Source organism: Pseudomonas sp. A-R-19 (assembly GCF_019956575.1).
Lineage (GTDB): Bacteria > Pseudomonadota > Gammaproteobacteria > Pseudomonadales > Pseudomonadaceae > Aquipseudomonas.
Window position 1 is genome coordinate 20,629 of record NZ_JAHBDR010000036.1, and the last position, 25,420, is coordinate 46,048.

A 25,420-nucleotide genomic window follows, 5' to 3' on the forward strand; every position below is an offset into this window, starting at 1 on the left:
TGCCAGGGAACGCCATCTGCCCATGATCCATATCCCGAAATCGGAATACAGCCGTCGCCGCAAGGCCCTGATGGCGCAGATGGAACCCAACAGCATCGCCATCCTGCCCGCCGCCGCGGTGGCCATTCGTAACCGCGACGTCGAGCACGTTTACCGCCAGGACAGCGACTTCCAGTACCTCAGCGGTTTTCCCGAGCCCCAGGCCGTGCTGGTGTTGATGCCGGGCCGGGTGCATGGCGAATACATTCTGTTCTGCCGCGAACGCAACGCCGAGCGCGAGCTGTGGGATGGCCTGCGTGCCGGGCAAGAAGGCGCGATTCGCGACTTCGGCGCCGACGACGCCTTTCCCATCACCGATATCGACGACATCCTGCCGGGCTTGATCGAAGGCCGTGACCGGGTGTATTCGGCCATGGGCAGCAACCCGGAATTCGACCGCCACCTGATGGAGTGGATCAACGTGATCCGCTCCAAGGCCAACCTCGGTGCCCAGCCGCCGAACGAGTTCGTTGCCCTGGATCATCTGCTGCACGACATGCGCCTGTATAAATCGGCGGCAGAAGTGAAAGTGATGCGCGAGGCGGCGCGGATTTCCGCCCAGGCGCATGTGCGGGCGATGCAGGCTTGTCGCGCTGGCTTGCACGAATTCAGCCTGGAAGCCGAGCTCGATTACGAATTCCGCAAGGGCGGGGCGAAGATGCCGGCCTACGGGTCGATCGTCGCGGCGGGGCGCAACAGTTGCATCCTGCATTACCAGCAGAATGACGCGTTGCTCAAGGACGGTGATCTGGTGCTGATCGACGCCGGTTGTGAGATCGACTGCTACGCCAGCGACATCACCCGCACCTTTCCGGTCAGCGGCAAGTATTCAGCGGAACAGAAAGCGATTTACCAATTGGTGCTGGCTTCCCAGGAAGCCGCCTTTGCTGAAATCGCCCCGAACAAACACTGGAATCAGGCGCACGAAGCGACAGTCCGGGTCATCACGGCCGGGCTGGTCAAGCTGGGGCTGCTCCAGGGCAACGTCGACGAACTGATCGCCAGCGAAGCCTACAAAGCGTTTTACATGCACCGCGCCGGTCACTGGCTGGGCATGGATGTACATGACGTCGGCGAGTACAAGGTCGGCGGCGAGTGGCGCGTGCTGGAAGTCGGCATGGCGCTGACCGTGGAGCCGGGAATCTACATCGCCCCGGACAACCAGAACGTGGCGAAGAAATGGCGCGGCATTGGCGTGCGCATCGAGGACGACGTAGTGGTCACCAAAACCGGCTGTGAAATATTGACGGGCGGCGTGCCGAAAACCGTCGCCGATATCGAGGCCCTGATGGCCGCTGCACGGACACAAGCGGCATGAGTCGAGTCAACCTGGCAATCATTGGTGGCGGGCTGGTCGGTGCGAGTCTGGCGCTGGCCTTGCAGGCGGGGGCCAAGGCCCGGGGCTGGAAGATCGTGCTGATCGAGCCGTTCGCACCGGGGGATACGTATCAACCGAGTTACGATGCGCGTTCCTCGGCGTTGTCCTTCGGCTCGCGGCAGATTTATCAACGGTTGGGCGTCTGGCAGGAAGTCTCCCGCCGCGCCGAGCCGATCAAGCAGATTCATGTGTCCGACCGTGGGCGTTTCTCGACGGCTCGGTTGTCGGCGATGGAAGAGGGCGTTCCGGCGCTGGGTTATGTCGTTGAAAACGCCTGGCTCGGCCAATGCCTGTGGCAAGGCCTGGACAAGGATGTGATCAGTTGGCGCTGCCCGGCGGAAGTCACCCGCATGGAGCCGCTGACCGATGGCTATCGCCTGACCCTCAACGATGAAACCATCCTGGAATGCGACCTCGCGGTGCTCGCCGATGGCGGCCGCTCCGGCCTGCGCGAGCAACTGGGGATCGGCATTCGCAAGCGTCCGTACAACCAGAGCGCGTTGATCGCCAACATCACCCCGAGTGAAGCGCACAACGGCATGGCCTTCGAGCGGTTCACCGACGAAGGCCCGATGGCGTTGCTGCCGCTGCCGGAAAATCGCTGCGCGCTGGTCTGGACTCGCCTGGGCATGGACGCGCAGCGCCTGGCGGCCCTGGATGAGCGCAGCTTCCTCAGCGAGTTGCAGGGTGTGTTCGGTTATCGCCTCGGCACCTTGAAACAGGTGGGGGCACGGCATCTGTATCCGCTGACACTGGTCGAGGCCGAAGAACAGGTGCGTCCGCATCTGGCGGTGCTCGGCAACGCGGCACACAGCCTGCATCCGATTGCCGGCCAGGGGTTCAACCTGTCCCTGCGCGATGCCCAGGCCCTGGCCGATGCATTGCTCGCCAGCGAAAAAGCCTTGGGCGATTTCGCCACGTTGCAGGCCTACCGCGAACGCCAGCGTCTCGATCAGAACCTCACCGTGGGCTTCTCCGACCAGGTCACGCGCCTGTTCGGCAGCACCCAGCCGCTGGTGTCCCTGGGGCGCAACATCGGCTTGCTCGGTCTCGACCTGTTGCCACCGGCCAAGCGCTGGTTCGCCCGGCAGGCGATGGGGCTGGGGACGCGACCGGATGCGTAACTGGTTGATCCGCCGATTCGGAAAGGCCCGCCTGATGCGCTTTTTCATGAGCTTTTACCCGCCGTACTTCGGTGCAGGCGTGCGGGTGCAGCACATCAGCGATGATTTTCGCGACGTGCGGGTCTCCATGGGGCTGGGCTGGTACAACCGCAACTACGTGGGCACCCAGTTCGGTGGCAGCCTGTACTCGATGGTCGATCCGTTCTTCATGCTGATGCTGATGGAAAACCTCGGGCGCAAGTACATCGTCTGGGACAAGGCCGCCGACATCGATTTCATCGCGCCGGGCAAAGGTCCGGTATTCGCCCGCTTCACCATCGACGACACCTTGCTCGACGAGATCCGCCGGCAGACGGCGAATGGCGAAAAGTACCTGCCGCAATTGCAGGTCGACATTCATGACGGCGCCGGTCACCTGGTGGCGCGGGTCGGGAAAACCCTTTACGTGCGGCTCAAGCCGCAAGAGAGACAGGCTTAAAGCATGGAAATGCGCGCAGATCTGCTGATTGTCGGGGCCGGAATGGTCGGCAGCGCCTTGGCGCTGGCGTTGCAGGACAGCGGGCTGGAAGTCTTGCTGCTGGACGGCAGCCCCATGAGCGTCAAACCGTTCAACGCCCAGGCCGCGTTTGAACCGCGGGTGAGCGCCCTATCGGCCGCCAGCCAGCGGATTCTCGAGCGCCTTGGCGTCTGGGATGGCATCGCCGGGCGGCGCAGCAGTCCCTACACCGACATGCAGGTCTGGGATGGCAGCGGCACCGGGCAAATCCATTTTTCGGCGGCCAGTGTGCATGCCGAGGTGCTGGGGCATATCGTCGAAAACCGCGTGGTCCAGGATGCCTTGCTCGAGCGCCTGCACGACTGCGACCTGGGGTTGCTGGCCAATGCACGGCTGGAGCAGATGCGCCGCTCCGGCGATGACTGGCTGCTGACCCTGGCCGATGGCCGCACCCTGCGCGCGCCACTGGTGATCGCGGCGGATGGCGCCAACTCGGCGGTGCGACGCCTGGCCGGTGTCGCGACCCGGGAATGGGATTATCTGCACCATGCCATCGTCACCAGCGTGCGTTGCGCCAAACCGCATCAAATGACGGCATGGCAGCGCTTCACCGACAACGGTCCGTTGGCGTTTCTGCCGCTTGAGCGCGACGGCCAACAGGATTGGTGTTCGATCGTCTGGTCGACCACACCCGGCGAAGCCGAACGCCTGATGGCGATGGATGACCAGGGTTTCTGCAAGGAACTGGAGCGCGCCTTCGAAGGGCGACTCGGTGAAGTGCTGAGCGCCGACCCGCGCCTGTGTGTGCCCCTGCGCCAGCGCCATGCCAAGCGTTATGTTGCTGAAGGCCTGGCGTTGATCGGCGACGCGGCCCACACCATTCACCCGCTGGCGGGGCAGGGTGTGAATCTCGGATTCCTCGATGCCGCCGTGCTGGCCGAAGTGTTGCTGCAAGCGACAACCCGTGGCGAACGCCTGGCGGATGTGAAAGTCCTCAGCCGTTACGAGCGTCGGCGCATGCCCCACAACCTGGCGCTGATGGCGGCGATGGAAGGGTTCGAACGGTTGTTCCAGGCCGATCCGTTGCCGGTGCGCTGGTTGCGTAATACCGGGTTGAAACTGGTTGAGCAGATGCCCGAGGCCAAGGCCTTGTTCGTGCGTGAAGCGCTGGGATTGACCGGGGATTTGCCGGCGCTGGCCAAACCCTGAAGCGGGCAAGCCCCCTCGCCACAATGGTCAGCTGAATCTGCGCAACATCTGGTAACTCCTCCACAGCCAGCTTCGATTGAGAAGGCAAATGTGAGTCCTTATCATTTGGACTCATTTTTCAATCGAGGGACCGCTCCCATGTTGGCACCGAAGCGTCTACTGACTGCACTGGCCTTGACCCTGATCGGCAGCACCGCCGCCCAGGCCGCTGACGAAGTGGTGGTCTACTCCTCGCGAATCGACGAGCTGATCAAGCCGGTATTCGATGCCTACACCGCCAAGACCGGCGTGAAGGTGAAGTTCATCACCGACAAGGAAGCGCCACTGATGCAGCGGCTCAAGGCCGAGGGCGCGAATACGCCGGCCGACCTGCTGCTCACCGTCGATGCCGGCAACCTCTGGCAAGCCGAGCAGATGGGCATCCTCCAGCCATTCACCTCGAAAACCATCGACGCCAACATTCCGCTGCAATACCGGGCCGCCTCCCATGCCTGGACCGGCCTGAGCCTGCGGGCGCGGACCATTGCCTACTCCACTGACCGGGTGAAACCGGGTGAACTGACCACGTACGAAGCGCTGGCCGACAAGCAATGGGAAGGCCGCCTGTGCCTGCGCACGGCGAAGAAGGTCTATAACCAGTCCCTGACCGCGACCATGATCGAAGTGCACGGCGCCGACAAGACCGAGGAAATCCTCAAGGGCTGGGTCAAGAACCTGTCCACTGACGTGTTCTCCGACGACACCGCCGTGCTGGAAGCGATCAACGCCGGCCAGTGCGATGTCGGTATCGTCAATACCTACTACTACGGTCGTCTGCACAAGCAGAAGCCAGACCTGCCGGTGAAGTTGTTCTGGCCGAACCAGGTCGACCGTGGTGTGCATATCAACCTGTCGGGCATCGGCCTGACCAAGAATGCACCGCACCCGGAAGCGGCCAAGGCCCTGGTGGAGTGGATGACCACCCCTGAAGCGCAGAAAATTTTCGCCGACGTGAACCAGGAATTCCCGGCGAACCCGGCCGTGCAGCCATCGGCTGAAGTCGCCGCATGGGGCAAGTTCATCGCTGATACCTTGCCTGTGGAAATCGCCGGCAAGCGTCAGGCGGAAGCGATTCGCCTGATGGACAAGGCTGGCTGGAACTGAGTCAATCTACCCCCCTGCTTGTAAGCCAAGGCTGAACATTATCCCTGTGGCGAGGGAGCTTGCTCCCGCTTGAGTGCGCAGCACTCACAAAATGGATGCTGGTAGCCAGATTTTGGGGCTGCTTCGCATCCCAGCGGGAGCAAGCTCCCTCGCCACAAACAGGGTGAAAACTGTAATTTCTAGAGAACTCCCTTGGCCCATCCCGCCCAACGCCGCTGGTATCCAGTCGTCTTCGCCATCGCTGCGCTGGTCCTGTTGCCCCTGAGCGTACTGCTGCTTTCCTGGCAAACCATCGACGTTCAAATCTGGTCGCACCTGTGGGAAACACAGATGCCGCGCCTGCTGGGCAACACGCTGACGCTGGTACTCGGTGTCGGTGCTGGTGTCACCCTGCTGGGCGTCAGCCTTGCCTGGCTGACCAGCCTCTGTGAATTTCCCGGTCGACGCTGGCTCGATTGGGCGCTGATGCTGCCCTTCGCGATACCTGCCTACGTACTGGCGTTTGTGTTTGTCGGCCTGCTGGATTTCGCCGGACCCGTGCAAACCCTGCTGCGCGAGTGGTTCGGCAGTGGCCTGCGGTTGCCGCGCGTGCGCTCCACGGGTGGTGTGATCGTGGTGCTGGTGCTGGTTTTCTATCCCTACGTATATCTGCTGGCCCGCACGGCTTTCCTCGCCCAGGGTAAAGGTCTGATGGAAGCGGCGCGGGTCCTTGGCCAATCGCCCTGGCAAGCGTTCTGGCGGGTGGCATTGCCCATGGCGCGGCCGGCCATCGGTGCGGGTGTGGCATTGGCGCTGATGGAAACCCTCGCGGATTTCGGCGCAGTGTCGGTGTTCAACTTCGATACCTTCACCACGGCGATCTACAAGACCTGGTACGGTTTTTTCAGCCTGTCCTCCGCCGCGCAACTGGCCAGCCTGTTGCTGCTGGTGGTGATGCTCGTGCTGTACGGCGAACGGCGTGCCCGTGGGGCCAATCGGGCGAGCAACGAGCGCCCACGGGTCAAGGCGCTGTATCACCTGCGGGGCTTCAAGGCTCTGGCGGCCACGACCTGGTGCGGGCTGGTGTTTGCCTGCGCTTTCGTTATTCCGATGCTGCAATTGGCGGTGTGGTTCTGGCAGCGTGGGCGCTTCGATCTCGACGAGCGCTACACCGGGTTGATCGTCCATACCTTATATCTGGGGGCGATGGCGGCGTTGATCACCGTCAGCGTCGCCTTGTTACTGGCGTTTGCCCGACGACTGGCGCCCACCCGGGCCATTCGTTCCGGGATCAGTCTGGCCAACCTGGGCTATGCCTTGCCGGGTTCAGTGCTGGCGGTGTCGATCATGCTGGCGTTCAGTTACTTGGATCGCGAACTGGTGATCCCGCTCTCGAGCTGGCTCGGCGGCGCGGGCAAGCCGCTGCTGCTGGGCAGTCTGTCGGCGTTGTTGCTGGCCTATCTGGTGCGCTTCGTTGCGGTGGCCTACGGGCCGCTGGAAAGCAGCCTGGCGCGTATACGGCCATCTTTGCCCGAAGCGGCACGTAGCCTTGGCGTCAGTGGGCCGCGACTGTTTTTCAAAGTGTATCTGCCATTATTGCTACCCGGTACGTTGAGCGCTGCGCTGCTGGTGTTCGTCGATGTGCTCAAGGAAATGCCCGCGACCCTGCTGATGCGCCCGTTTGGCTGGGATACGCTGGCGGTGCGAATCTTCGAAATGACCAGCGAGGGCGAATGGGCGAGAGCATCTTTGCCGGCGTTGACGCTGGTGCTGGTCGGGCTGTTACCGGTCATCGGATTGATCCGGCGCTCGGCACATCGAAACAGCTAGGTGTCAGTCCTACACCTTGCGGCTACAATGCGCGGCATTCGGTGCGGTCCGTCTGACAGACCAGGTAGCTGAAATCGGCTGAAGGCCCTTTGTTTCAAGGCATTCAGTCCGTGCAGCACTTGCCCGCGCCTTCGCCACGCCCGGAAGGAGAAACCCATGGGACAGCGTACGCCTCTGTATGACCTTCATCTCGCACTCGGCGCGAAGATGGTCGATTTTGGCGGTTGGGACATGCCTCTGCATTACGGATCGCAGGTCGAGGAACACCATCAGGTGCGCCGCGATTGCGGTGTCTTCGATGTATCCCACATGACCGTAATCGACGTCGGCGGCTCCCAGGCCAAAGCCTGGCTCCAGCATTTGCTGGCCAACGATGTCGAACGCCTGCACAGCCCCGGCCGTGCGTTGTACAGCACCATGCTCAACGAGCAGGGTGGCATCGTCGACGACATGATCGTCTACCGTCTCGATGAGGGTTATCGCCTGGTGGTCAATGCCTCCACCCGCGATCAGGACATGGCCTGGATGCAAGCCCATCTCGACGGTTTCGACGTGCAACTTCGCGAGCGTTCCGAGCTGGCGATGCTGGCCATCCAGGGCCCCCACGCCCGGCATAAAATTGCCGAACTGGTCAGCCAGTCCCGCGGCAACCTGATCCAGCTCCTCAAACCCTTCGAAGGTCTGTCCGATGGTGACTGGTTTCTCGCGCGCACCGGCTATACCGGCGAAGACGGCCTGGAAATCATTCTACCCGCCGATCAGGCACCAGGCTTTTTCAACGATCTGGTCGGTGCCGGAATTTCCCCCATCGGCCTTGGCGCGCGGGATACCTTGCGGGTCGAAGCCGGCATGAACCTTTACGGTCAGGACATCCAGCAAGATGTTTCACCGCTGGCGTCCAATATGGCCTGGACCATCGCCTGGGAACCTGCCGCCCGGCAGTTCATCGGGCGCAAGGCCCTGGAAGCCGAGCAGGCTGCCGGCGTGCAGCACAAACTGGTCGGTCTGGTCCTTGAGGAGCGCGGTGTTTTGCGCGCTCATCAGGTGGTTCGTATCGCGGATGTTGGCGAAGGGGAGATCACCAGTGGTAGTTTCTCTCCTACGCTAAGCAAGTCGATTGCACTGGCGCGCGTGCCGATGGCAACTGCCGACCGCGCTGAAGTGGAAATCCGTGGCAAGTGGTATCCGGTCCGGGTGGTCAAACCGACCTTCGTACGCCACGGCAAAACCTTGATCTAATATTTTCTGGCGGGCCTGCCCGCCGACCATTTCCTGAGGACACAGAACATGAGCGATATCCCTGCCGACCTGCGTTTTGCCGAAAGTCACGAATGGGCACGTCTGGAAGCCGATGGCACCGTCACCGTGGGCATCAGCGATCACGCGCAGGAAGCGCTGGGTGACGTGGTGTTCGTCGAGCTGACTGAAGTCGGCAACGTGTTTGCTGCCGGTGATCAGTCGGGTGTCGTCGAATCGGTTAAGGCCGCTTCCGACATTTATGCACCGATCAGCGGTGAAGTGATCGCCGTCAATGAGGCGCTGAGCGGTGAGCCTGAGCTGCTCAACTCCGATCCGTACGGCGCGTGGATCTTCAAGCTCAAGCCAAGCAACACCGCCGAGCTGGAAAAACTGCTGGATGCCACCGGCTACAAGGCTGCCATCGGCGAGTAATGCTCGCCCCTGTAGGAGCCGGCTTGCCGGCGATGGCGTCTTCAAGACCGCCATCGCCGGCAAGCCGGACTCCTGCAAGGGTAAATCAAGCCTTGAGTACCGCCTTCACCGCCGCCACCGAACGCTCGACATCCGTTTTGCTCATCGCCGTGAACATCGGCAGCGAGACAATCAGCCGACCGACCCGCTCGGCAACCGGGAACATACCCTCCTTGAAACCGCACTCGCGGTACAGGCTCAACAGGTGAATCGGCGGGTAGTGATAACCGATCCCGACACCCAAAGCCTGCATCTGCTCCATGAAAGTCGCCCGCGCCGGTTTGCCATCCGTGCGTTCCGGTAATACCAGCTGGAACAGATGCCAGTTACTGTTCTCGAAATCCGCCGGAGGCAGTTGCGCTCCGTACTGCGCTTCGAAATCCGCGCCAAAGCAGGTGAAATAGTGCCGGGCCAGTTCACGCCGATGAGCGGTGATGGCGTCGATATGGGCAAATTGCCCCAGGCCAATGGCCGCGGCGACGTCGGTCATGTTGAATTTGCCACCCAGCACGTCGACGTCCAGGCCATCGAAGCCATTGCGGGTAACGCCCTGCAGCCGGTATTTCTCTGCCAGGCGTACTTCTTCAGCCGTATTCAGCACCAGGCAACCGCCCTCGGAGGAGGTGACGTTCTTGTTCGCCTGGAAACTGAAGGACACGAAATCACCGGTCGAGCCAATGCGCTGGCCATTCCAGCTGGAGCCCAATGCCTGTGCCGCATCTTCGACGATTCGCAGGCCGTGTTTGTTCGCCAGGGCGTACAACCGCGTCATGTCCACCGGCAAACCGGCGAGGTACACCGGGATAATGGCTTTGGTGCGCGGCGTGATCGCCGCTTCCAGTTGATCGAGATCGACATTGCGGGTCACCGGGTCGATGTCGGCAAAGACCGGAGTGGCGCCGACTTCCAGGATGACGTTGGCGGTGGCCACCCAGGAAATCGGCGTGGTGATCACTTCGTCGCCCGGCCCGACCCCGGCAATGCGCAAGGCGATTTCCATGGTGCAGGTGCCGGAATTGAAAGTGCGCACCGGGCGCCCGCCAAAATACTCCGAAAGTTGTGCTTCGAAGGCCTGGACCTTGGGGCCACTGGTGATCCATCCCGAGCGCAACACGTCGCCTACGGCGGCGATCGTGGCTTCATCGATGGTGGGTTTGGAAAACGGCAGGAAAGGCAATTGGCTCATGGATTCAGGTACCCGATCGACGGACATTAGATAGGCGGCGGACATGATGATCCGGTTTGGCCGACCGCGCCACGTCATCCGCGCGAAGATCGACTGCTATGCTGGTTTGACCGTGTTGCATCGACGCTGAGCGCCAGTCAAGAGAGAGCCCGTCATGTCCCAGTTGCCGTCCCTGAGCCAGTTACGCGACCCCAATGCCTTTCTGCGCCGCCACCTTGGACCCGATGCCGCCGAGCAACAGGCAATGCTCGACAGCCTCGGCCTGGGCAGCCGGGTCGAATTGATCGAGCAAACCGTGCCGCCGGGCATCCGCCTCAACCGGGCGCTGGACCTGCCCCCGGCACTCGATGAAGAGGCCGCGCTGGCCAAGCTGCGCGGCTATGCCGAGCAGAACCAGGTCTGGACCAGCCTGATCGGCATGGGCTACCACGGCACCCTCACGCCGGCCGTCATTGTACGTAACGTGCTGGAAAATCCTGGCTGGTACACCGCGTACACCCCCTATCAACCGGAGATCGCCCAAGGGCGGCTCGAAGCGCTGCTGAACTTCCAGCAACTGACCATCGACCTGACTGGCCTGGAACTGGCCAACGCCTCGCTGCTTGATGAGGCTACCGCGGCGGCGGAAGCCATGGCCCTGGCCAAGCGGGTCGCCAAGTCGAAAAGCAACCTGTTCTTTGTCGACGAAAACTGCCATCCGCAAACCATTTCCGTGGTGCAGACCCGCGCTGAAGGTTTCGGCTTCGAGCTGATCGTCGACACTGTGGATAACTTGAAGCAGCACCAGGTGTTCGGCGCCCTGCTGCAATACCCCGACACCCACGGTGAAATCCACGACCTGCGGCCGCTGATTGATCACCTGCACGCGCAACAGGCCCTGGCCTGTGTTGCCACGGATTTGCTGAGTCTGTTGCTGCTGACCCCGCCGGGTGAATTGGGCGCCGATGTGGTGTTCGGCTCGTCCCAGCGATTTGGCGTGCCCATGGGCTACGGCGGGCCGCACGCGGCATTTTTTGCCAGCCGCGATGAATACAAGCGAGCGATTCCCGGGCGGATCATCGGGGTCTCGAAAGATGCGCGGGGCAACACTGCCCTGCGCATGGCCCTGCAAACCCGCGAGCAACACATCCGTCGGGAGAAGGCCAACTCCAACATCTGTACGGCCCAGGTGCTGCTGGCCAATATCGCCAGTTTCTATGCGGTCTACCACGGCCCCGAAGGACTCAAGCGGATCGCCCAGCGGGTTCATCGGCTGACCTGCATCCTTGCCGCCGGGCTTGAACGCAAGGGTATCACCCGGGTCAACCGGCACTTCTTCGACACCCTGACGCTGGAAGTCGGTGGAACCCAGACCGCGATCATCGAAAGTGCCCGGGCCGCGCAGATCAACCTGCGCATACTCGGGCGCGGACAGTTGGGCTTGAGCCTCGACGAGGCCTGTGACGAAACCACCGTGGTGAAGCTGTTCGACGTGTTCCTGGGGGCCGATCACGGCCTGCGCATTGAAGACCTGGATGCCGAAGTCTTGCCTGGCGGAATTCCCGAAGGGTTGGCGCGAAGCTCGCCTTATCTGCGCCATCCGGTGTTCAGCGCCCATCACAGCGAAACCGAGATGCTGCGCTATCTCAAACAACTGGAAAACAAGGACCTGGCGCTCAATCAATCGATGATCCCGCTGGGCTCCTGCACCATGAAGCTCAACGCCACCAGCGAGATGATCCCGATTACCTGGCCGCAGTTCGCCAACCTGCACCCGTTCGTACCCAAGGAACAGGCAGCCGGGTATGGGCTGATGATCGAAGAGCTGGAGCGCTGGCTGTGCGCGATCACCGGTTTCGACGCGATCTGCATGCAACCCAACTCCGGCGCCCAGGGCGAGTACGCCGGGCTGCTGGCGATCCGCAAATACCATGAGAGCCGGCAACAGGGTGGCCGCGATATCTGCCTGATTCCTTCGTCGGCTCACGGCACTAATCCCGCGTCGGCGCAAATGGCCGGGATGCGCGTGGTGATCGTCGAGTGTGACGAGGCGGGCAACGTCGACCTGGACGACCTCAAGGAAAAAGCCGCACAGGCCGCCGACAAACTCGCCTGCCTGATGGCGACCTATCCTTCGACCCATGGTGTGTATGAGGAGGGCATCAGCGAAATCTGCGAAGTGATCCATCAGCACGGCGGTCAGGTGTACATGGATGGCGCCAACCTCAACGCTCAGGTCGGGCTGGCGCGGCCGGCAGATATTGGCGCCGATGTCTCGCACATGAACCTGCACAAGACCTTCTGCATACCCCATGGTGGCGGTGGGCCGGGCATGGGGCCGATTGGTGTTCGGGCACATCTGGCGCCGTTCGTGGCCAACCATCCGGTGGTGCCGATCGACGGGCCGCACCCGCAAAACGGTGCCGTCAGCGCGGCGCCCTGGGGCAGCGCGAGCATTTTGCCGATCAGCTGGATGTACATCGCGATGATGGGGCCGCAACTGGCGGACGCCAGCGAAGTGGCGATCCTCGCCGCGAATTACCTGGCGCGGCATTTGTCCGGTGCCTTCCCGGTGCTGTACACCGGGCGCAACGAGCGGGTGGCGCACGAATGCATCCTCGACCTGCGGCCGCTCAAGGCGTTGACCGGTATTACCGAGGAGGATGTAGCCAAGCGCCTGATGGACTACGGCTTCCATGCCCCGACGATGTCATTCCCGGTGCCGGGGACGCTGATGGTCGAACCGACCGAAAGTGAGTCGAAGGCGGAGCTGGATCGGTTCATCGGGGCGATGCTGAGCATCCGCGCGGAAATCAACGAGGTGCAGAACGGTAACTGGCCGGCGGAAGAAAACCCGTTGAAAGGTGCACCGCATACGCTGGCCGATATCACCGGCGTGTGGGAGCGGCCGTACAGCATCGTGCAAGCGGTCACGCCGGACGCGCACACCAAGGCTCACAAGTACTGGCCGACGGTGAACCGGGTGGACAATGTGTATGGGGACCGAAACCTGTTTTGCGCGTGTGTGCCGGTCGACGACTACCGCTGACCTCCCAGGCAACACATAAACAATGTGGGAGCGGGCTTGCTCGCGAAGGCGTCGTGTCAGCCAGATTTATGCTGAATGACACACCGCTTTCGCGAGCAAGCCCGCTCCCACAGGGGGGGATCAGTGAACATGAGGTTTGTGTTCGCAAGGTATAAAAATGCCGCTCAATTGAGCGGCATTTTTCATTCGCAACGCTTACTCCGAAGCCACGGCATTCTTCGCCAGGATCGCATTCGCCAGTTCCATGTCCGTGGCTTGCAGGCCCGGGTTGTCGGCGCGGACTTTCTGCATGGCCGCCTCCAGGTACGGACCGCGGATGCCGCCGTCACTGGCGACGAAGCTGCTGGCGTCGTCCTGGGCCGCGACGACCAGCTTGTGATCCTTGGACGTCAGATAGCTCGAACCGGTGGTTGCACCGGACGTAAGAATGTTACGCCAAAAAGTATCGGCCATCGCCGAACCGACAGGCAGGGACAACAGCGCGACGGTAGCGACAGCAAGTTTGAAACGCATGACAGGGTGACTCCACTGGGTTGACTACGCGGTTGGATTGCCAACCCCCAATCGAGTTCCGTGGGTGCCTATTCTGCCGTTTCGACCAGCAGTATCGCGCCTTGCTGGCCGACCACCCGCACGCGGCTGCCAATGGCAGCGTCCGGCCCGCGTGCCATCCACACGCCGTCGGCCACCTTGATTTTGCCGCGACCGTCGACAATCGCTTCATGCACCACGAAGGTTTTGCCGATCAGTTCCTGGCCGCGCAGATTCAGGTGCGGCTGGTCGCTCGGGCGCGTCGCCGTGCGCTGACGCCGCCACCAGTACAACGCGGTGGCGATCGACAGCAGGCCGAACAACAGAAACTGCCACTCCCAGGACAGGCCCGGCAGGAGGAAGGTCAAGACGCCCACGGCGGCCGCCGCCATGCCGATCCACAACAGGTAGCCACCAGCGCCGAACACCTCAAGAATCAACAGCACCGTGCCCAGCGCCAACCAGTCCCAGAACGAAAGATGCTGAAAGAATGCCCACATGGCGCGCCTCAGGCTTTCTTGTTGTCGAAAGTGGCCTTGACGATTTCGCCAATGCCGCCCACTGCACCGATCATCGAGCTGGCCTCCAGCGGCATCAGGATCACTTTGCTGTTGTTGGCCGAAGCCAGTTTGCCCAGTGCATCGATGTACTTCTGCGCGACGAAGTAGTTGACCGCTTGCACGTTGCCGCTGGCGATGGCTTCGGACACCACTTTGGTCGCCTGGGCTTCTGCCTCGGCTTGCCGCTCGCGGGCTTCGGACTCCAGGAAGGCGGCCTGGCGGCTGCCTTCGGCTTCGAGGATCTGTGCCTGCTTCTTGCCTTCGGCGGTCAGGATCGCTGCGGCGCGCAGGCCTTCGGCTTCCAGGATTTGCGCGCGCTTGATCCGCTCGGCTTTCATCTGCCCCGACATCGCCGCCATCAGGTCGGCGGGCGGGCTGATGTCCTTGATCTCGATCCGGGTGATCTTGATGCCCCACGGCGCGGTCGCTTCATCGACGGTGCGCAGCAGTTTTTCGTTGATCCCGTCACGCTGGCTGAGCATGGCATCGAGCTCCATCGAGCCGAGCACCGTACGGATGTTGGTTTGCAACAGGTTACGGATGGCGTGTTCGAGGTTGTTGACCTCGTAGGCAGCCTGGGCCGTGTTGACCACCTGGAAGAAGCACACGGCGTCGATTTGCACAGTGGCGTTGTCGGAAGTGATGACTTCCTGTGGCGGAATATCCAGCACGCTTTCCATCACGTTCATCTTGCGCCCGATGCGGTCCATGATCGGAACGATGACGTTCAGCCCAGGCTTGAGCGTGTTGGTGTAGCGCCCGAAACGCTCGACTGTCCATTCAAAACCCTGGGGCACGACCTTGAAACCCATGAACAGAATGGCGACCACCAGGCCGACAAAAAGCAAAAGCACACTACCGATCTGCATAACGATTCCTTGTTGATGTGTGGATCTGTGGAGTTGCAATCGCTGGAGTGTAGCGGCGCCGATGGCGGATAAGAACAACCGGGCTCAGTTCTGCTCGCTTTGGGGTGTCACTCGCAGGACCTCCTCGATGGTCGTCAGCCCGGCGGCGACCTTTTGCGCCCCTGACAGCCGCAGGCTGCGCATGCCTTCCTTGAATGCCTGGCGGCGCACGGCCAGCAGATCGGTGTCGGGGCTTATCAACGCCTTGATGCCATCGCTGAGCTGCATGATTTCGTAGACCCCGGCGCGACCGTGATAGCCGGTGTCGCGGCATTCCGGGCAACCGACGGCCCGCTGGGCATTGCCCGGCAACGGTGCCTGCCAGGGACGGGTCAGGGTTTGCCAGTCGTCTTCGCCCAGCGCCAGTGGCGCCTTGCAGTGCGGGCACAGGGTTCGCACCAGTCGCTGGGCCATGACGCCAAGCACCGTGGCCTTGATCAGGTAGTGCGGCACGCCGAGCTCCAGCAGGCGGCTGATGGCACTGGGCGCGTCGTTGGTGTGCAGGGTCGACAGCACCAGGTGCCCGGTGAGCGCAGCCTGGATCGCCATTTCCGCGGTTTCGAGGTCACGGATCTCGCCGATCATGATGATGTCCGGGTCTTGCCGCATCAGCGCGCGTACGCCGGCGGCGAAGGTCAGGTCGATATTGTGCTGGACTTGCATCTGGTTGAAGGCCGGCTCGACCATTTCGATCGGGTCTTCGATGGTGCAGAGGTTGACCTCCGGCGTCGCCAGTTTTTTCAGGGTGGTGTAGAGGGTAGTGGTCTTGCCCGAACCCGTCGGCCCGGTGACGAGGATGATGCCGTGGGGCTGGCGGGTCATGTCCTGCCAGCGACGCAGGTCGTCGACGGAAAATCCGAGCTGGTCGAAGTCCTTGAGCAGCACTTCCGGGTCGAAGATCCGCATGACCATTTTTTCGCCGAAGGCGGTGGGCAGTGTCGACAGGCGCAGTTCGACTTCACCGCCTTCCGGGGTCTTGGTCTTCACCCGGCCGTCCTGGGGTTTGCGTTTCTCCGCAACGTTCATGCGCCCCAGGGTTTTCAGGCGACTGACGATGGCCATGGTGACCTGGGGCGGGAATTGATAGACGTTGTGCAGCACCCCGTCGATGCGAAAGCGCACAGTGCCTTGCTCGCGCCGGGGCTCGATGTGGATGTCGCTGGCGCGTTGCTGGAATGCGTACTGGAACAGCCAGTCGACGATGTTGACGATGTGCGCGTCGTTGGCGTCCGGCTCCTGGTCGCTGGCGCCGAGGTTGAGCAGCTGTTCGAAATTGCCGAGGGTGCTGACGTGCGGGTCGGCGCTGTTCGCCCCGGTGACCGATTTGGCCAGACGGAAAAACTCGACGCTCAAGCGCTGGATGTCCACCGGGTTGGCCACCACGCGCTTGATCGGCAATTTGAGCACGTGGGTCAAGTCAGACTCCCAGCCGCTGACATAAGGCTGGGCGCTGGCCACTGTGACCGCATCGCGGTCGATCGCTACCGCGAGGATCTTGTGGCGCTGGGCAAAGGCATAGGACATCAGCGGGGTCACGGCCGCGACGTTGATTTTCAACGGGTCGATGCGCAGGTAAGGCTGGCCGGCCTGCCGGGACAGCCACAAGGTCAGGCTTTCGAGGTCCAGCAGTTTGCCGGGGCGGCTGAGATCCGCCAGCTGTTGGCTGGCGATGAACTCCAGTGGATGCGTCTGGCCATGTGTGGCGTTGCGGCGGCGGGCATTGAGTGCGTGTTCGGCCGAATCCTGGCTGATAAAGCCCTGGGCGACCAGCTCGCGCAGCACATCATTGAGATCCAGCCAGCGGTCCTGAGAGGCGAGTTGTACGGACATGCGGGCTCCTTTGAACGACAGTGCGCAAAGGATAGCCGTGGCCCGGCTGACTGCTGGGCCACTACCTGACGAAGCCGTTTCGGAGTTTTTCAGCCCGCCGCTTGAACCGCTTCGGTCCATGCGGACTCAGCTTCTTGCAGCTCCACCGAGCAGACGCTGATCAAGTTACGAAGTTTTTCCGCAATCACTTGCGCACGGTGCCAGCTCAACCCGTCGATGACGATTTCGATATCCAGCCAGTCGTCCTGGCGCTGCACGTTGACCTGTTCCGGAGTGAGCATTTGCAAGGCGAACAGATTGAGCGCGCGACACAGCAGGTCCGGTTCTGCTTCGGCCAGCATTTGATAGCGAACACGGCAATGGGCGTTGCCGACGTTCCAGACATCGGCGCGGGCGGGAGGGGTGTTCACGGCTTCGAGATACGGCATGGTCAGGCTCCAAAATCATTGGAGAAATGTTTACATCCTGTGCCGGGTATTTCTTCTCTATGATTGGCTGTATTGCAGATATGAAGAATCAATCAATTCACTTGTTACTCGGTTAAGGGTTTATTTATGCAAAGCGAGCTGGACAGCTACGACCGCAAGATCCTCGCCTTGCTGCAAGAGGACGCTTCGCTTTCCAGCGCGCAAATCGCCGAGCAGGTGGGGCTCTCGCAATCGCCGTGCTGGCGGCGGATTCAGCGGATGAAAGAGGAAGGCATCATTCGCGGCCAGGTGACCTTGCTCGACCGCAAGAAAATCGGCCTGAACACGCAGATCTTCGCGGAGGTGAAACTCAATGCCCATGGGCGTTCGAACTTCACCGAATTCACCGAGGCGATTCGCGGCTTTCCGGAAGTGCTGGAGTGTTACGTGCTGATGGGGGCGGTGGACTTCCTGCTGCGGATTGTCACGGCGGACATCGAGGCCTACGAGCGCTTCTTCTTCGAGAAGCTGTCGATGGTGCCGGGGATTCAGGAGGTCAATTCGATCGTGGCGTTGTCGGAGATCAAGTCGACTACCAGTTTGCCGGTATTGCGCTGATGATGCTTGAGGGCCTTTGTGGCGAGGGGGCTTGCCCCCGTTGGACTGCACAGCAGGCCCATTTTTTGGGGTCGCTGCGCAACCCAACGGGGGCAAGCCCCCTCGCCACAAGGTATTACAGACGCAGCAACATTTTCCAGGCACGGTTCTGATACACCGCAATCGCCTGCTGCTTGCGCGCATCCAGGACTTCATCGGTGATCGATTCGTTGGCCAGTTGCGCCAGTTTGTTCAGCTCGCCGTACAGGCGATCCATTTCCGGGATCTCCAGCACGTTGCGCGCATGATGCAGCCAGACCTGGATGCGCTCGATGCGCGGCAGTTGCTCGGCCAGGTCTTCCGGCTGTTGCTGGTAGCGCTGCAGTTGCAACGAAGTGGCTTCTTCGCCCAGCAGGCGCGGCAACCAGCTGCCCAGTTGCGCTGCGCCTTGGCGATTGCCGCGGGTATTGCGGTCGGCGGTCCAGGTGCGGGCCAGCAACCAGCGCGAGGTGGTCAGGGAGAACAGACCCCAGCGCGGGTCTTCGAGTTCTTCGAGGAACTGTTCAGGCGCGGCTTTGCGCACGTCTTCATCGTCCAGGCCGGCCTGGACCAGCGGACGCCAGTCTTCCAGCAAGGCATCGAGGGCGATACGCAGGTCGTGGGTCGACTGACGCGGAGCGGCCTGGCCCAGGCTGCTGATCAACGCGCGCATTTCCGCGAGGCATTCGACCCAATCCTGCAACAGGCGCCAGTGACCGTTGAAGCGATACTGCTCGGCCAGGCGTTGGCTGCTGCCCAGCAAATGCCAGCTCAGCGCGGCGAACGCGTCGTCCAGCGGCGTTTCGGCGGTGATCTGCGGCGCCGGCAGGCTCAGCGAATAGCTGTGGGCGTCGTACAGGCGATAACCGCGCTCGGCCTTGCTGATGTCGCACGGCATCAGGGCCAGTTTCTCGGCCAGCTCGGCGGCCAGTTCCAGCAGGGCTGCCGGCTCGCCTTCGCGCAGTTCCAGCTCCAGCTCGCAGATTTCTTCTTTCTGCTTGCCGACTACGACGTGGCCCAGGTCCAGCGCGGCTTCGATGACCACTTTGGTCTTGCCACGGCCCCAGGCGATTTCCGCGCGTTCGCGGACGAAGTCGGTGGTGAAGATCGGCTTCAGGGTCTTCTTGTCCAGTTCGGCCAGTTCCTCGGGCCAGCATTCGCCGTCGAGTTTCTTCAGGTCGAGCTTGGCTTTGGGCAGGTTCCAGTCGTACTCGTTACGCACCGACAAGCCGGCGACACTCTGGCCGCGGGTCTTGAGGGTCTGAATCACTTCTTCGCCATCCTTGCGCAGGCGCAGGGCGACTTTGGCCTGGGCCAGGTCGCGCTCGGGCGTGTCAAAGTACTGATTCATCAACTCACGGCGTTCCCAGCCACTTTTGTTGCGTTTTTTCAGTAGCGGGTGCTCGCGCAGGGCGGCGAGGGTTTCGCGGCTGACGCGGAGTTTGATTTCGGTTTCTTTCTGCATGGCCGGAAAATCCAGGATCGGGAGCGCAGCCGGGGGAATGTGTGGCTGCCAAGGTCGTGCAGTGTACAGGACTCAAGGTTAGTACGCGCCGCGACGGTTTATTCCTATCATCGGTTGGTTCTATGATGGACCTCAATTCGGGTGCCGGGAGTCAGCGATGCCATTGCCGTCGATGAAAGAACAATTCGCTGCGTTGATCGCCGCACCGTCAGTCAGTTGCACCCAGCCCAGTCTCGATCAAACCAACCGCCCGGTGATCGATCTGCTGGCGACGTGGCTCGGTGAGCTGGGTTTTGCCTGCGAGATCCAGCAGGTCAGCCCCGGCAAGTTCAATCTGCTGGCCAGTTTCGGTTCCGGTCCCGGCGGCCTGGTGCTGGCCGGGCACAGCGACACCGTGCCGTTTGACGGTGCGCTCTGGCAGACCGACCCGCTGAAGCTGACTGAAGTCGATGGTCGTTGGGTCGGCCTGGGCAGTTGCGACATGAAGGGCTTTTTCGCCCTGGCCATCGAGGCGGTCAAACCGCTGCTCGATCAGCCGTTCAAGCAGCCGTTGCTGATTCTCGCCACCTGCGATGAAGAAAGCTCGATGTCCGGCGCCCGTGCGCTGGCCGAAGCGGGGCGACCGCTGGGGCGGGCGGCGGTGATAGGCGAGCCGACCGGGCTCAAGCCGATCCGCATGCACAAAGGCATCATGATGGAGCGTATCGACATCCTCGGCCAGAGCGGTCACTCCTCCGATCCGCGCCTGGGCCACAGCGCCCTGGAAGCCATGCACGATGCCATCGGCGAACTGCGTGGCCTGCGCTTGTTATGGCAGCGCGAATTCCGCAATCCACAGTTTGGCGTGCCGACGCCTACGATGAACTTCGGCTGCATCCACGGTGGCGACAACCCCAACCGCATCTGCGGCCAGTGTTCGCTGGAGTTCGATTTGCGACCGTTGCCCGGTATGGACCCCAAGGTCCTGCGCGCCGAGATCCTGCAAAAGCTCAATCCGATTGCCGAACGGCATCAGGTCAAGATCGATTACGCACCGCTGTTCCCTGAAGTGCCGCCCTTCGAGCAAGCCGAGGACGCCGAATTGGTGCGCCTTGCTGAAAAGCTCACCGGTCATAGCGCCGAAGCAGTGGCGTTCGGCACCGAAGCACCTTATCTTCAGCGCCTTGGCTGTGAAACGCTGGTGCTTGGCCCGGGTGATATCGCCTGCGCCCATCAGCCGGGGGAATACCTGGAAATGTCACGTTTGCAGCCTACGGTGCATCTATTAAGGCAACTGATCGAACATTACTGCCTGACGCCGGCCTGAACGCAACACAATCTGTAGGAGCCGGCTTGCTGGCGATGAACGATGACGCGGTTCATCCAATGGACCGCAGTGCTTGCATCGCCAGCAAGCCGGCTCCTACAGGTTTAATGTATAAATTGCCGGTACCCAAACCCGTATTCATGAGGAGAGCGCGCGTGTCGCCAAGCCTGTTCCGACGATAACCATCAGCCCGCTGTGCGTTTTCAGTTTCGCCCTTTTTTCGGCTGCTATTTATTACAGGCCCAGGTTCATGCCCGAATACGTCAATTGGCTTCGTCACGCTTCGCCCTACATCAACGCCCACCGCGATTGCACCTTTGTCGTCATGCTGCCCGGCGACGGCGTTGAACACCCGAACTTCGGCAATATCGTCCACGACCTGGTGCTGTTGCACAGCCTGGGCGTGCGTCTGGTGCTGGTCCACGGTTCCCGGCCGCAAATCGAAACGCGCCTGGCGGCCCGTGGCCTGACCCCGCATTACCATCACGGCATGCGCATCACCGATGCCGCGACCCTGGAGTGCGTGATCGACGCAGTCGGCCAGTTGCGCATTGCCATTGAGGCTCGCCTGTCGATGGACATGGCTTCGTCGCCGATGCAGGGCTCGCGCCTGCGGGTGGCCAGCGGCAACCTGGTGACGGCACGGCCGATCGGCGTGCTTGAAGGCGTCGACTATCACCACACCGGCGAAGTGCGCCGGGTCGACCGCAAGGGTATCAACCGTCTACTGGACGAGCGCTCCATCGTGCTGCTGTCGCCGTTGGGCTATTCGCCTACGGGGGAGATTTTCAACCTCGCCTGTGAAGACGTCGCCACCCGCGCCGCCATCGACCTGGGCGCGGACAAGTTGCTGCTGTTTGGCGCCGACCTGGGCCTGATCGACGAACACGGGCGCCTGGTGCGAGAGTTGCGTCCGCAGCAAGTGCCGGCGCATCTGCAACGGCTGGGCAGTAACTATCAGGCGGAATTGCTGGATGCCGCAGCCGAAGCATGCCGTGGCGGCGTGGCCCGTAGCCATATCGTCAGTTACGCCGAAGACGGTGCACTACTGACCGAGCTGTTCACCCGCGACGGTGGCGGTACGCTGGTAGCCCAGGAACAGTTCGAAGTGGTGCGCGAAGCGGCCATTGAAGACGTCGGTGGTTTGCTGGACCTGATCAGCCCGCTGGAAGAGCAGGGCATCCTGGTGCGCCGTTCCCGCGAGGTGCTGGAACGCGAAATCGAGCAGTTCAGTGTGGTTGAACGCGAAGGCATGATCATCGCCTGTGCGGCGCTGTATCAGATCGCCGATTCGGATGCGGGCGAGCTGGCGTGCCTGGCGGTGAATCCGGAGTACCGCCATGGTGGTCGCGGCGATGAGTTGCTGGAGCGTATTGAAACCCGCGCCCGGGCGCAGGGCTTGAAAACCTTGTTCGTCCTCACCACCCGCACCGCGCACTGGTTCCGCGAGCGTGGCTTCGAACCGAGCAGCGTCGACCGCCTACCGTCGGCGCGGGCGTCGCTGTACAACTATCAGCGTAATTCGAAGATCTTCGAAAAAGCCCTCTAATGTTGTAGCAGTAGAGCTCCCTGTGGCGAGGGGGCTTGCCCCCGTTGGGCTGCGGAGCAGCCCCAAAACCTGCCCGACCAAGTCGCATGGTTTTGCGGCCGCTTCGCGACCGAACGGGGGCAAGCCCCCTCGCCACAAGGTTTTACATTCACTCCTGCACAAACTTCGCACTGACATACGGCGAATAATCCGGCAGCACCGTCTCGACCTTCCCTTGCTCCTTCAAGAACTTCGCTGTCTCGCCAATGGCCTTGGCCGTGCCGCCGTCCAGCAGCGCGGTGCTCTGTTGCGCCTTGGCATCCGGGAAGGCGGAACCGGCCAGTAACTCCGGAACATCGGCGGCGTTGGCACCGGTCAATTTGGCGATTTTCTGGACGGGCACCGAGTCAACGGTCCATTGGTCCTTATGCGCGGCATAGTCGGCGAACGAATCCAGGGTCACCCGGGCGAACTTTGCCACGACCTCCGGATGTTTCTCGGCGTAATCCTTGCGCGCCACCCAAACCTCAAAGGTTGGCGCACCCCATTGGCCCACCTGCGCCGCGTCAGTCAGGGTCTTGCCGGTCTTGCGGATTTCCCCCAGGGCGGGCGACCAGACAAACGCGCCATCAATATCACCACGCTTCCAGGCTGCGGCGATTTCCGCTGGCTGCAGGTTCACCACTTTGACTTTCGAGCCGTCCAGGCCCCAGTGCTTCAGCGCACCCAGCAGGCTGTAGTGGGAAGTTGATACGAAAGGCGTGGCGATGGTCTTTCCGATCAAATCTTGCGGTTTCTCGATGCCGCTGCCGTTGCGCACCACCAGCGCTTCGGCGGCATTGATCTGGGCCGAGACGATGAACGCGACAATCGGCAGATTGCGCGAGGCGGCGGCGGCCAGCGGACTGGAGCCGAGATTGCCGATTTGCACATCGCCCGAGGCAATCGCCGTGACCACTTCCGGGCCGCTGTTGAAGCGTCGCCAGTCGATGGGCTGGCCGATGGTCTTTTCATAAAGGCCATCGGCCTGGGGGACTTTGCTGGGATCGATTCCGGTTTGGTAACCGACGGTGAGATTCGCCGCCTGAGCCGAGAAAGAAAATGCCAGGAATACACAAACTGTAACAATTGGTCCGGATAGTGCGCGTTTGGTCGTCATGGGGCCGCCTTTCGGTAAAGGATTTGTTTCCGAATTGCGACTGAAACTAATCGATCTAAAAAAGCAAAAATAAATACCGTTTAGGAATTAGCTTATGAGCCGAACCTTGCATTCCGGGGCGATCGTGCGATGGGTAGCTAAATTCCTAAACGATATTAGAAAAGAATCGGGTAATTCTTTTCAGGTTCATGACGAAATCATGACCCTGCAGGGACCAAAAAAACGGGGATTAGACTATGGTCGTAGACACACATAGTTACGATTGACTTGTGGGTCACGGTCTGGCGCTAATCGCGCATCTTAGGATTTCGGGCGACGACTCGAGACCAGGAATACAAGAATTAGAATCGAGAGGAGCTACACAATGAACAAGTCCACCTTGGCTTTGGCCGTGGCCGTAGGGGTTTTGGCGCAGCAGGCAGGCGCCGCAGGTTTCCTGGAAGACAGCAAGGCATCCATCAGCTCTCGCACCATGTATTACGACGCCGATATGCGCGAAGGTGCAGGCACTGCTGCCAACCGTCAGCGCGAAACCGCTGAGGGTCTGAAGTTCGACTACCTGTCGGGCTTCACCCAGGGCGTCGTAGGCTTTGGTATCGATGCCCAGGCGCTGGTGGGTATCCACCTCGATGGCGGCAAGGGGCATCACCCGGTCGGTAACGCCAACTCGTTCTTCCCGAGCGATGGCAAAGAAGCGGCTGACGAGTGGAGCCGTCTGGATGGCAACGTCAAAGCGCGTTTCTCGAAGACCGAAGCCCACCTGGGCGGCGCCCTGGCGCCTAACTTGCCGATCCTGATCGCGAACGACAGCCGTGTGCTGCCGCAGACCTTTGACGGTGGCACCATCACCTCCAAAGAAATCGACAATGTGACCTTCAACCTGGGTCAACTGGAGCACGCGTCGGGTCGCGCCTCTTCAAACTCCACTGGCCTGTCCGTGGCGGGCGCTACCCAAGACAGCAACAAGTTCCAGTACGCCGGTGCTGACTGGAAGGTCACCAAAGACCTGACCCTGCAGTACTACTACGCGAACCTGGAAGACTTCTACAAACAGAACTTCCTCGGCCTGGTGCACGTCTACCCGATCGCGGCCAATCAGTCGTTCAAGACTGATATCCGTTATTTCGACAGCAGCTCCGACGGCAAGAACGGCGATGTGGGCTACCGTTTCAACAACAACAACGGTTTCGCCAAGAACCCGGGCGAGGTCGATAACAAGACCTGGAGCGCCATGTTCACCTACACCCTGGGTGGCCACGCGTTCCTGCTCGGGCATCAGCGTGTCAACGATGACGGCGGCTTCGTATTCTTGAACCAGGGCAGCCTTATCGATGATAAGGGTCGTCAGGAAGGGGCCGGCGGCGCGAGCTTCTACTCGTTTACCGATGCGACCGTTGGCAGCTTTATCCGTGCCGGTGAAAACACCACCTTCGGTCAGTACTCCTATGACTTCGCCTCCCTGGGTGTTCCAGGCCTGAAGGCGTCGATCGGTTACTTGAATGGTCAGGACATCAAGGCCACCAACGGTGTGGGTAAAGACCTGAGCGAGCACGAGACTGACGCACGTGTGGATTACGTGATCCAGACGGGCGCACTGAAAGGCTTTGGTACCACGCTGCGTCACGGCACCTACCGTGGCAACACCAGCACCCTGGACCAGGACCAGACTCGTCTGATCTTCAACTACACCTACAGCTTCATGTAATCACCTCACGAAAAAGCCCCGCCTGCTGGCGGGGCTTTTTTTCGAGTCGAGGTTTATATTCCATAAATGCAGATGCTATTTCTTTTTTATTCTTTTTAGTTTTTATCCATCCCGCTTAAAGTGCGTCCGTCCGACACTCATCCCTGAACTCGGATTTGGCAATTTCGTCCCTCGACAAATGATCAGGTTAAGGAATCGGCCTTGCCGCCGATACCTCGGTTCTGCCGTGGGAAGCCATATTCCACAGTGATATTAAAATAACT

21 protein-coding genes are annotated in these 25,420 nt (G+C 61.3%); 13 read left to right on the forward strand and 8 right to left on the reverse strand.

The genetic code is table 11. The features are described 5' to 3' along the window. Positions 1-22: 22 nt before the first annotated feature. From pepP to gcvH, 8 genes are all read left to right on the forward strand, one after another. Entirely contained in the window at positions 23-1,357 is a 1,335-nt protein-coding gene (gene pepP, locus KGA88_RS05290; RefSeq protein ID WP_223589441.1) for a Xaa-Pro aminopeptidase, read from the forward strand. Then, complete coding sequence (gene ubiH / locus KGA88_RS05295; RefSeq protein WP_223589443.1) at positions 1,354-2,541, forward strand: 2-octaprenyl-6-methoxyphenyl hydroxylase; 1,188 nt, start codon at positions 1,354-1,356, stop codon at positions 2,539-2,541. Before pepP ends, ubiH begins: the two co-directional genes overlap by 4 nt. Next, the gene (locus tag KGA88_RS05300) at positions 2,534-3,019 is read left to right on the forward strand and encodes a DUF4442 domain-containing protein (RefSeq protein ID WP_110661970.1); all 486 of its coding nucleotides are present in this window, start codon (positions 2,534-2,536) and stop codon (positions 3,017-3,019) included. The genes ubiH and KGA88_RS05300 overlap by 8 nt, the downstream gene beginning before the upstream one ends. Before the next feature lie 9 nt (positions 3,020-3,028). Next, on the forward strand, positions 3,029-4,246 hold the full coding sequence (locus KGA88_RS05305; protein WP_181432125.1) for a 2-octaprenyl-3-methyl-6-methoxy-1,4-benzoquinol hydroxylase: 1,218 nt from the start codon (positions 3,029-3,031) through the stop codon (positions 4,244-4,246). Between the two features lie 138 nt (positions 4,247-4,384). After that, complete coding sequence (locus KGA88_RS05310) at positions 4,385-5,389, forward strand: extracellular solute-binding protein (RefSeq protein WP_110661968.1); 1,005 nt, start codon at positions 4,385-4,387, stop codon at positions 5,387-5,389. Positions 5,390-5,581: 192 nt separating this feature from the next. Then, positions 5,582-7,198, forward strand: a complete 1,617-nt coding sequence (locus KGA88_RS05315) for an ABC transporter permease (protein ID WP_223589445.1) — start codon at positions 5,582-5,584, stop codon at positions 7,196-7,198. A gap of 156 nt (positions 7,199-7,354) precedes the next feature. Beyond that, positions 7,355-8,437, forward strand: a complete 1,083-nt coding sequence (gcvT, locus tag KGA88_RS05320) for a glycine cleavage system aminomethyltransferase GcvT (RefSeq protein WP_110662127.1) — start codon at positions 7,355-7,357, stop codon at positions 8,435-8,437. Between the two features lie 48 nt (positions 8,438-8,485). Further along, positions 8,486-8,869: a glycine cleavage system protein GcvH gene (gene gcvH, locus KGA88_RS05325; RefSeq protein ID WP_223589447.1), complete on the forward strand. Its 384-nt coding sequence runs from the start codon at positions 8,486-8,488 to the stop codon at positions 8,867-8,869. Between the two features lie 85 nt (positions 8,870-8,954). On the opposite strand, the gene KGA88_RS05330 is transcribed toward gcvH, so the two are convergent. Further along, positions 8,955-10,094: a DegT/DnrJ/EryC1/StrS family aminotransferase gene (locus KGA88_RS05330; RefSeq protein WP_223589449.1), complete on the reverse strand. Its 1,140-nt coding sequence runs from the start codon at positions 10,092-10,094 to the stop codon at positions 8,955-8,957. Between the two features lie 154 nt (positions 10,095-10,248). Here KGA88_RS05330 and gcvP point away from each other — a divergent pair, with 154 nt between their 5' ends. Next, positions 10,249-13,122 (forward strand): aminomethyl-transferring glycine dehydrogenase, encoded by a 2,874-nt coding sequence (gene gcvP, locus KGA88_RS05335; protein WP_223589452.1) that lies wholly within the window; start codon positions 10,249-10,251, stop codon positions 13,120-13,122. A 195-nt stretch (positions 13,123-13,317) separates the two neighbouring features. Here the strand turns inward: gcvP and KGA88_RS05340 are convergent, their stop codons facing one another. The 5 genes from KGA88_RS05340 to KGA88_RS05360 all read right to left on the reverse strand — a co-directional run bounded on the left by KGA88_RS05340 (position 13,318) and on the right by KGA88_RS05360 (position 17,379). Next, positions 13,318-13,635: a DUF2388 domain-containing protein gene (locus KGA88_RS05340; RefSeq protein ID WP_110661629.1), complete on the reverse strand. Its 318-nt coding sequence runs from the start codon at positions 13,633-13,635 to the stop codon at positions 13,318-13,320. A 68-nt stretch (positions 13,636-13,703) separates the two neighbouring features. Then, complete coding sequence (locus KGA88_RS05345; protein ID WP_223589454.1) at positions 13,704-14,153, reverse strand: NfeD family protein; 450 nt, start codon at positions 14,151-14,153, stop codon at positions 13,704-13,706. A gap of 8 nt (positions 14,154-14,161) precedes the next feature. Beyond that, a complete protein-coding gene (locus KGA88_RS05350; protein ID WP_110661625.1) occupies positions 14,162-15,082 on the reverse strand; it encodes an SPFH domain-containing protein in 921 nt (306 codons plus the stop codon). An 84-nt stretch (positions 15,083-15,166) separates the two neighbouring features. Then, a complete protein-coding gene (locus KGA88_RS05355; protein ID WP_223589456.1) occupies positions 15,167-16,951 on the reverse strand; it encodes a GspE/PulE family protein in 1,785 nt (594 codons plus the stop codon). 89 nt (positions 16,952-17,040) lie between these two features. After that, positions 17,041-17,379, reverse strand: a complete 339-nt coding sequence (locus KGA88_RS05360; RefSeq protein ID WP_223589458.1) for a hypothetical protein — start codon at positions 17,377-17,379, stop codon at positions 17,041-17,043. Between the two features lie 126 nt (positions 17,380-17,505). On the opposite strand from KGA88_RS05360, the gene KGA88_RS05365 reads away from it, so the two are divergent. Continuing rightward, positions 17,506-17,976, forward strand: a complete 471-nt coding sequence (locus KGA88_RS05365; RefSeq protein WP_110661619.1) for an Lrp/AsnC family transcriptional regulator — start codon at positions 17,506-17,508, stop codon at positions 17,974-17,976. A gap of 115 nt (positions 17,977-18,091) precedes the next feature. On the opposite strand, the gene KGA88_RS05370 is transcribed toward KGA88_RS05365, so the two are convergent. After that, positions 18,092-19,459 (reverse strand): inorganic triphosphatase, encoded by a 1,368-nt coding sequence (locus tag KGA88_RS05370; protein WP_150716306.1) that lies wholly within the window; start codon positions 19,457-19,459, stop codon positions 18,092-18,094. A 157-nt stretch (positions 19,460-19,616) separates the two neighbouring features. Here KGA88_RS05370 and argE point away from each other — a divergent pair, with 157 nt between their 5' ends. Together argE and argA are read left to right on the forward strand one after the other, a co-directional pair. Then, positions 19,617-20,765, forward strand: a complete 1,149-nt coding sequence (gene argE, locus KGA88_RS05375) for an acetylornithine deacetylase (RefSeq protein WP_110662586.1) — start codon at positions 19,617-19,619, stop codon at positions 20,763-20,765. Positions 20,766-21,015: 250 nt separating this feature from the next. Continuing rightward, entirely contained in the window at positions 21,016-22,314 is a 1,299-nt protein-coding gene (argA, locus tag KGA88_RS05380) for an amino-acid N-acetyltransferase (protein ID WP_007987654.1), read from the forward strand. Positions 22,315-22,462: 148 nt separating this feature from the next. Here the strand turns inward: argA and tauA are convergent, their stop codons facing one another. Then, positions 22,463-23,452 (reverse strand): taurine ABC transporter substrate-binding protein, encoded by a 990-nt coding sequence (gene tauA, locus KGA88_RS05385; protein WP_110661993.1) that lies wholly within the window; start codon positions 23,450-23,452, stop codon positions 22,463-22,465. A 364-nt stretch (positions 23,453-23,816) separates the two neighbouring features. On the opposite strand from tauA, the gene KGA88_RS05390 reads away from it, so the two are divergent. Continuing rightward, positions 23,817-25,157: an OprD family outer membrane porin gene (locus KGA88_RS05390; protein ID WP_110661992.1), complete on the forward strand. Its 1,341-nt coding sequence runs from the start codon at positions 23,817-23,819 to the stop codon at positions 25,155-25,157. Positions 25,158-25,420: the final 263 nt, after the last annotated feature.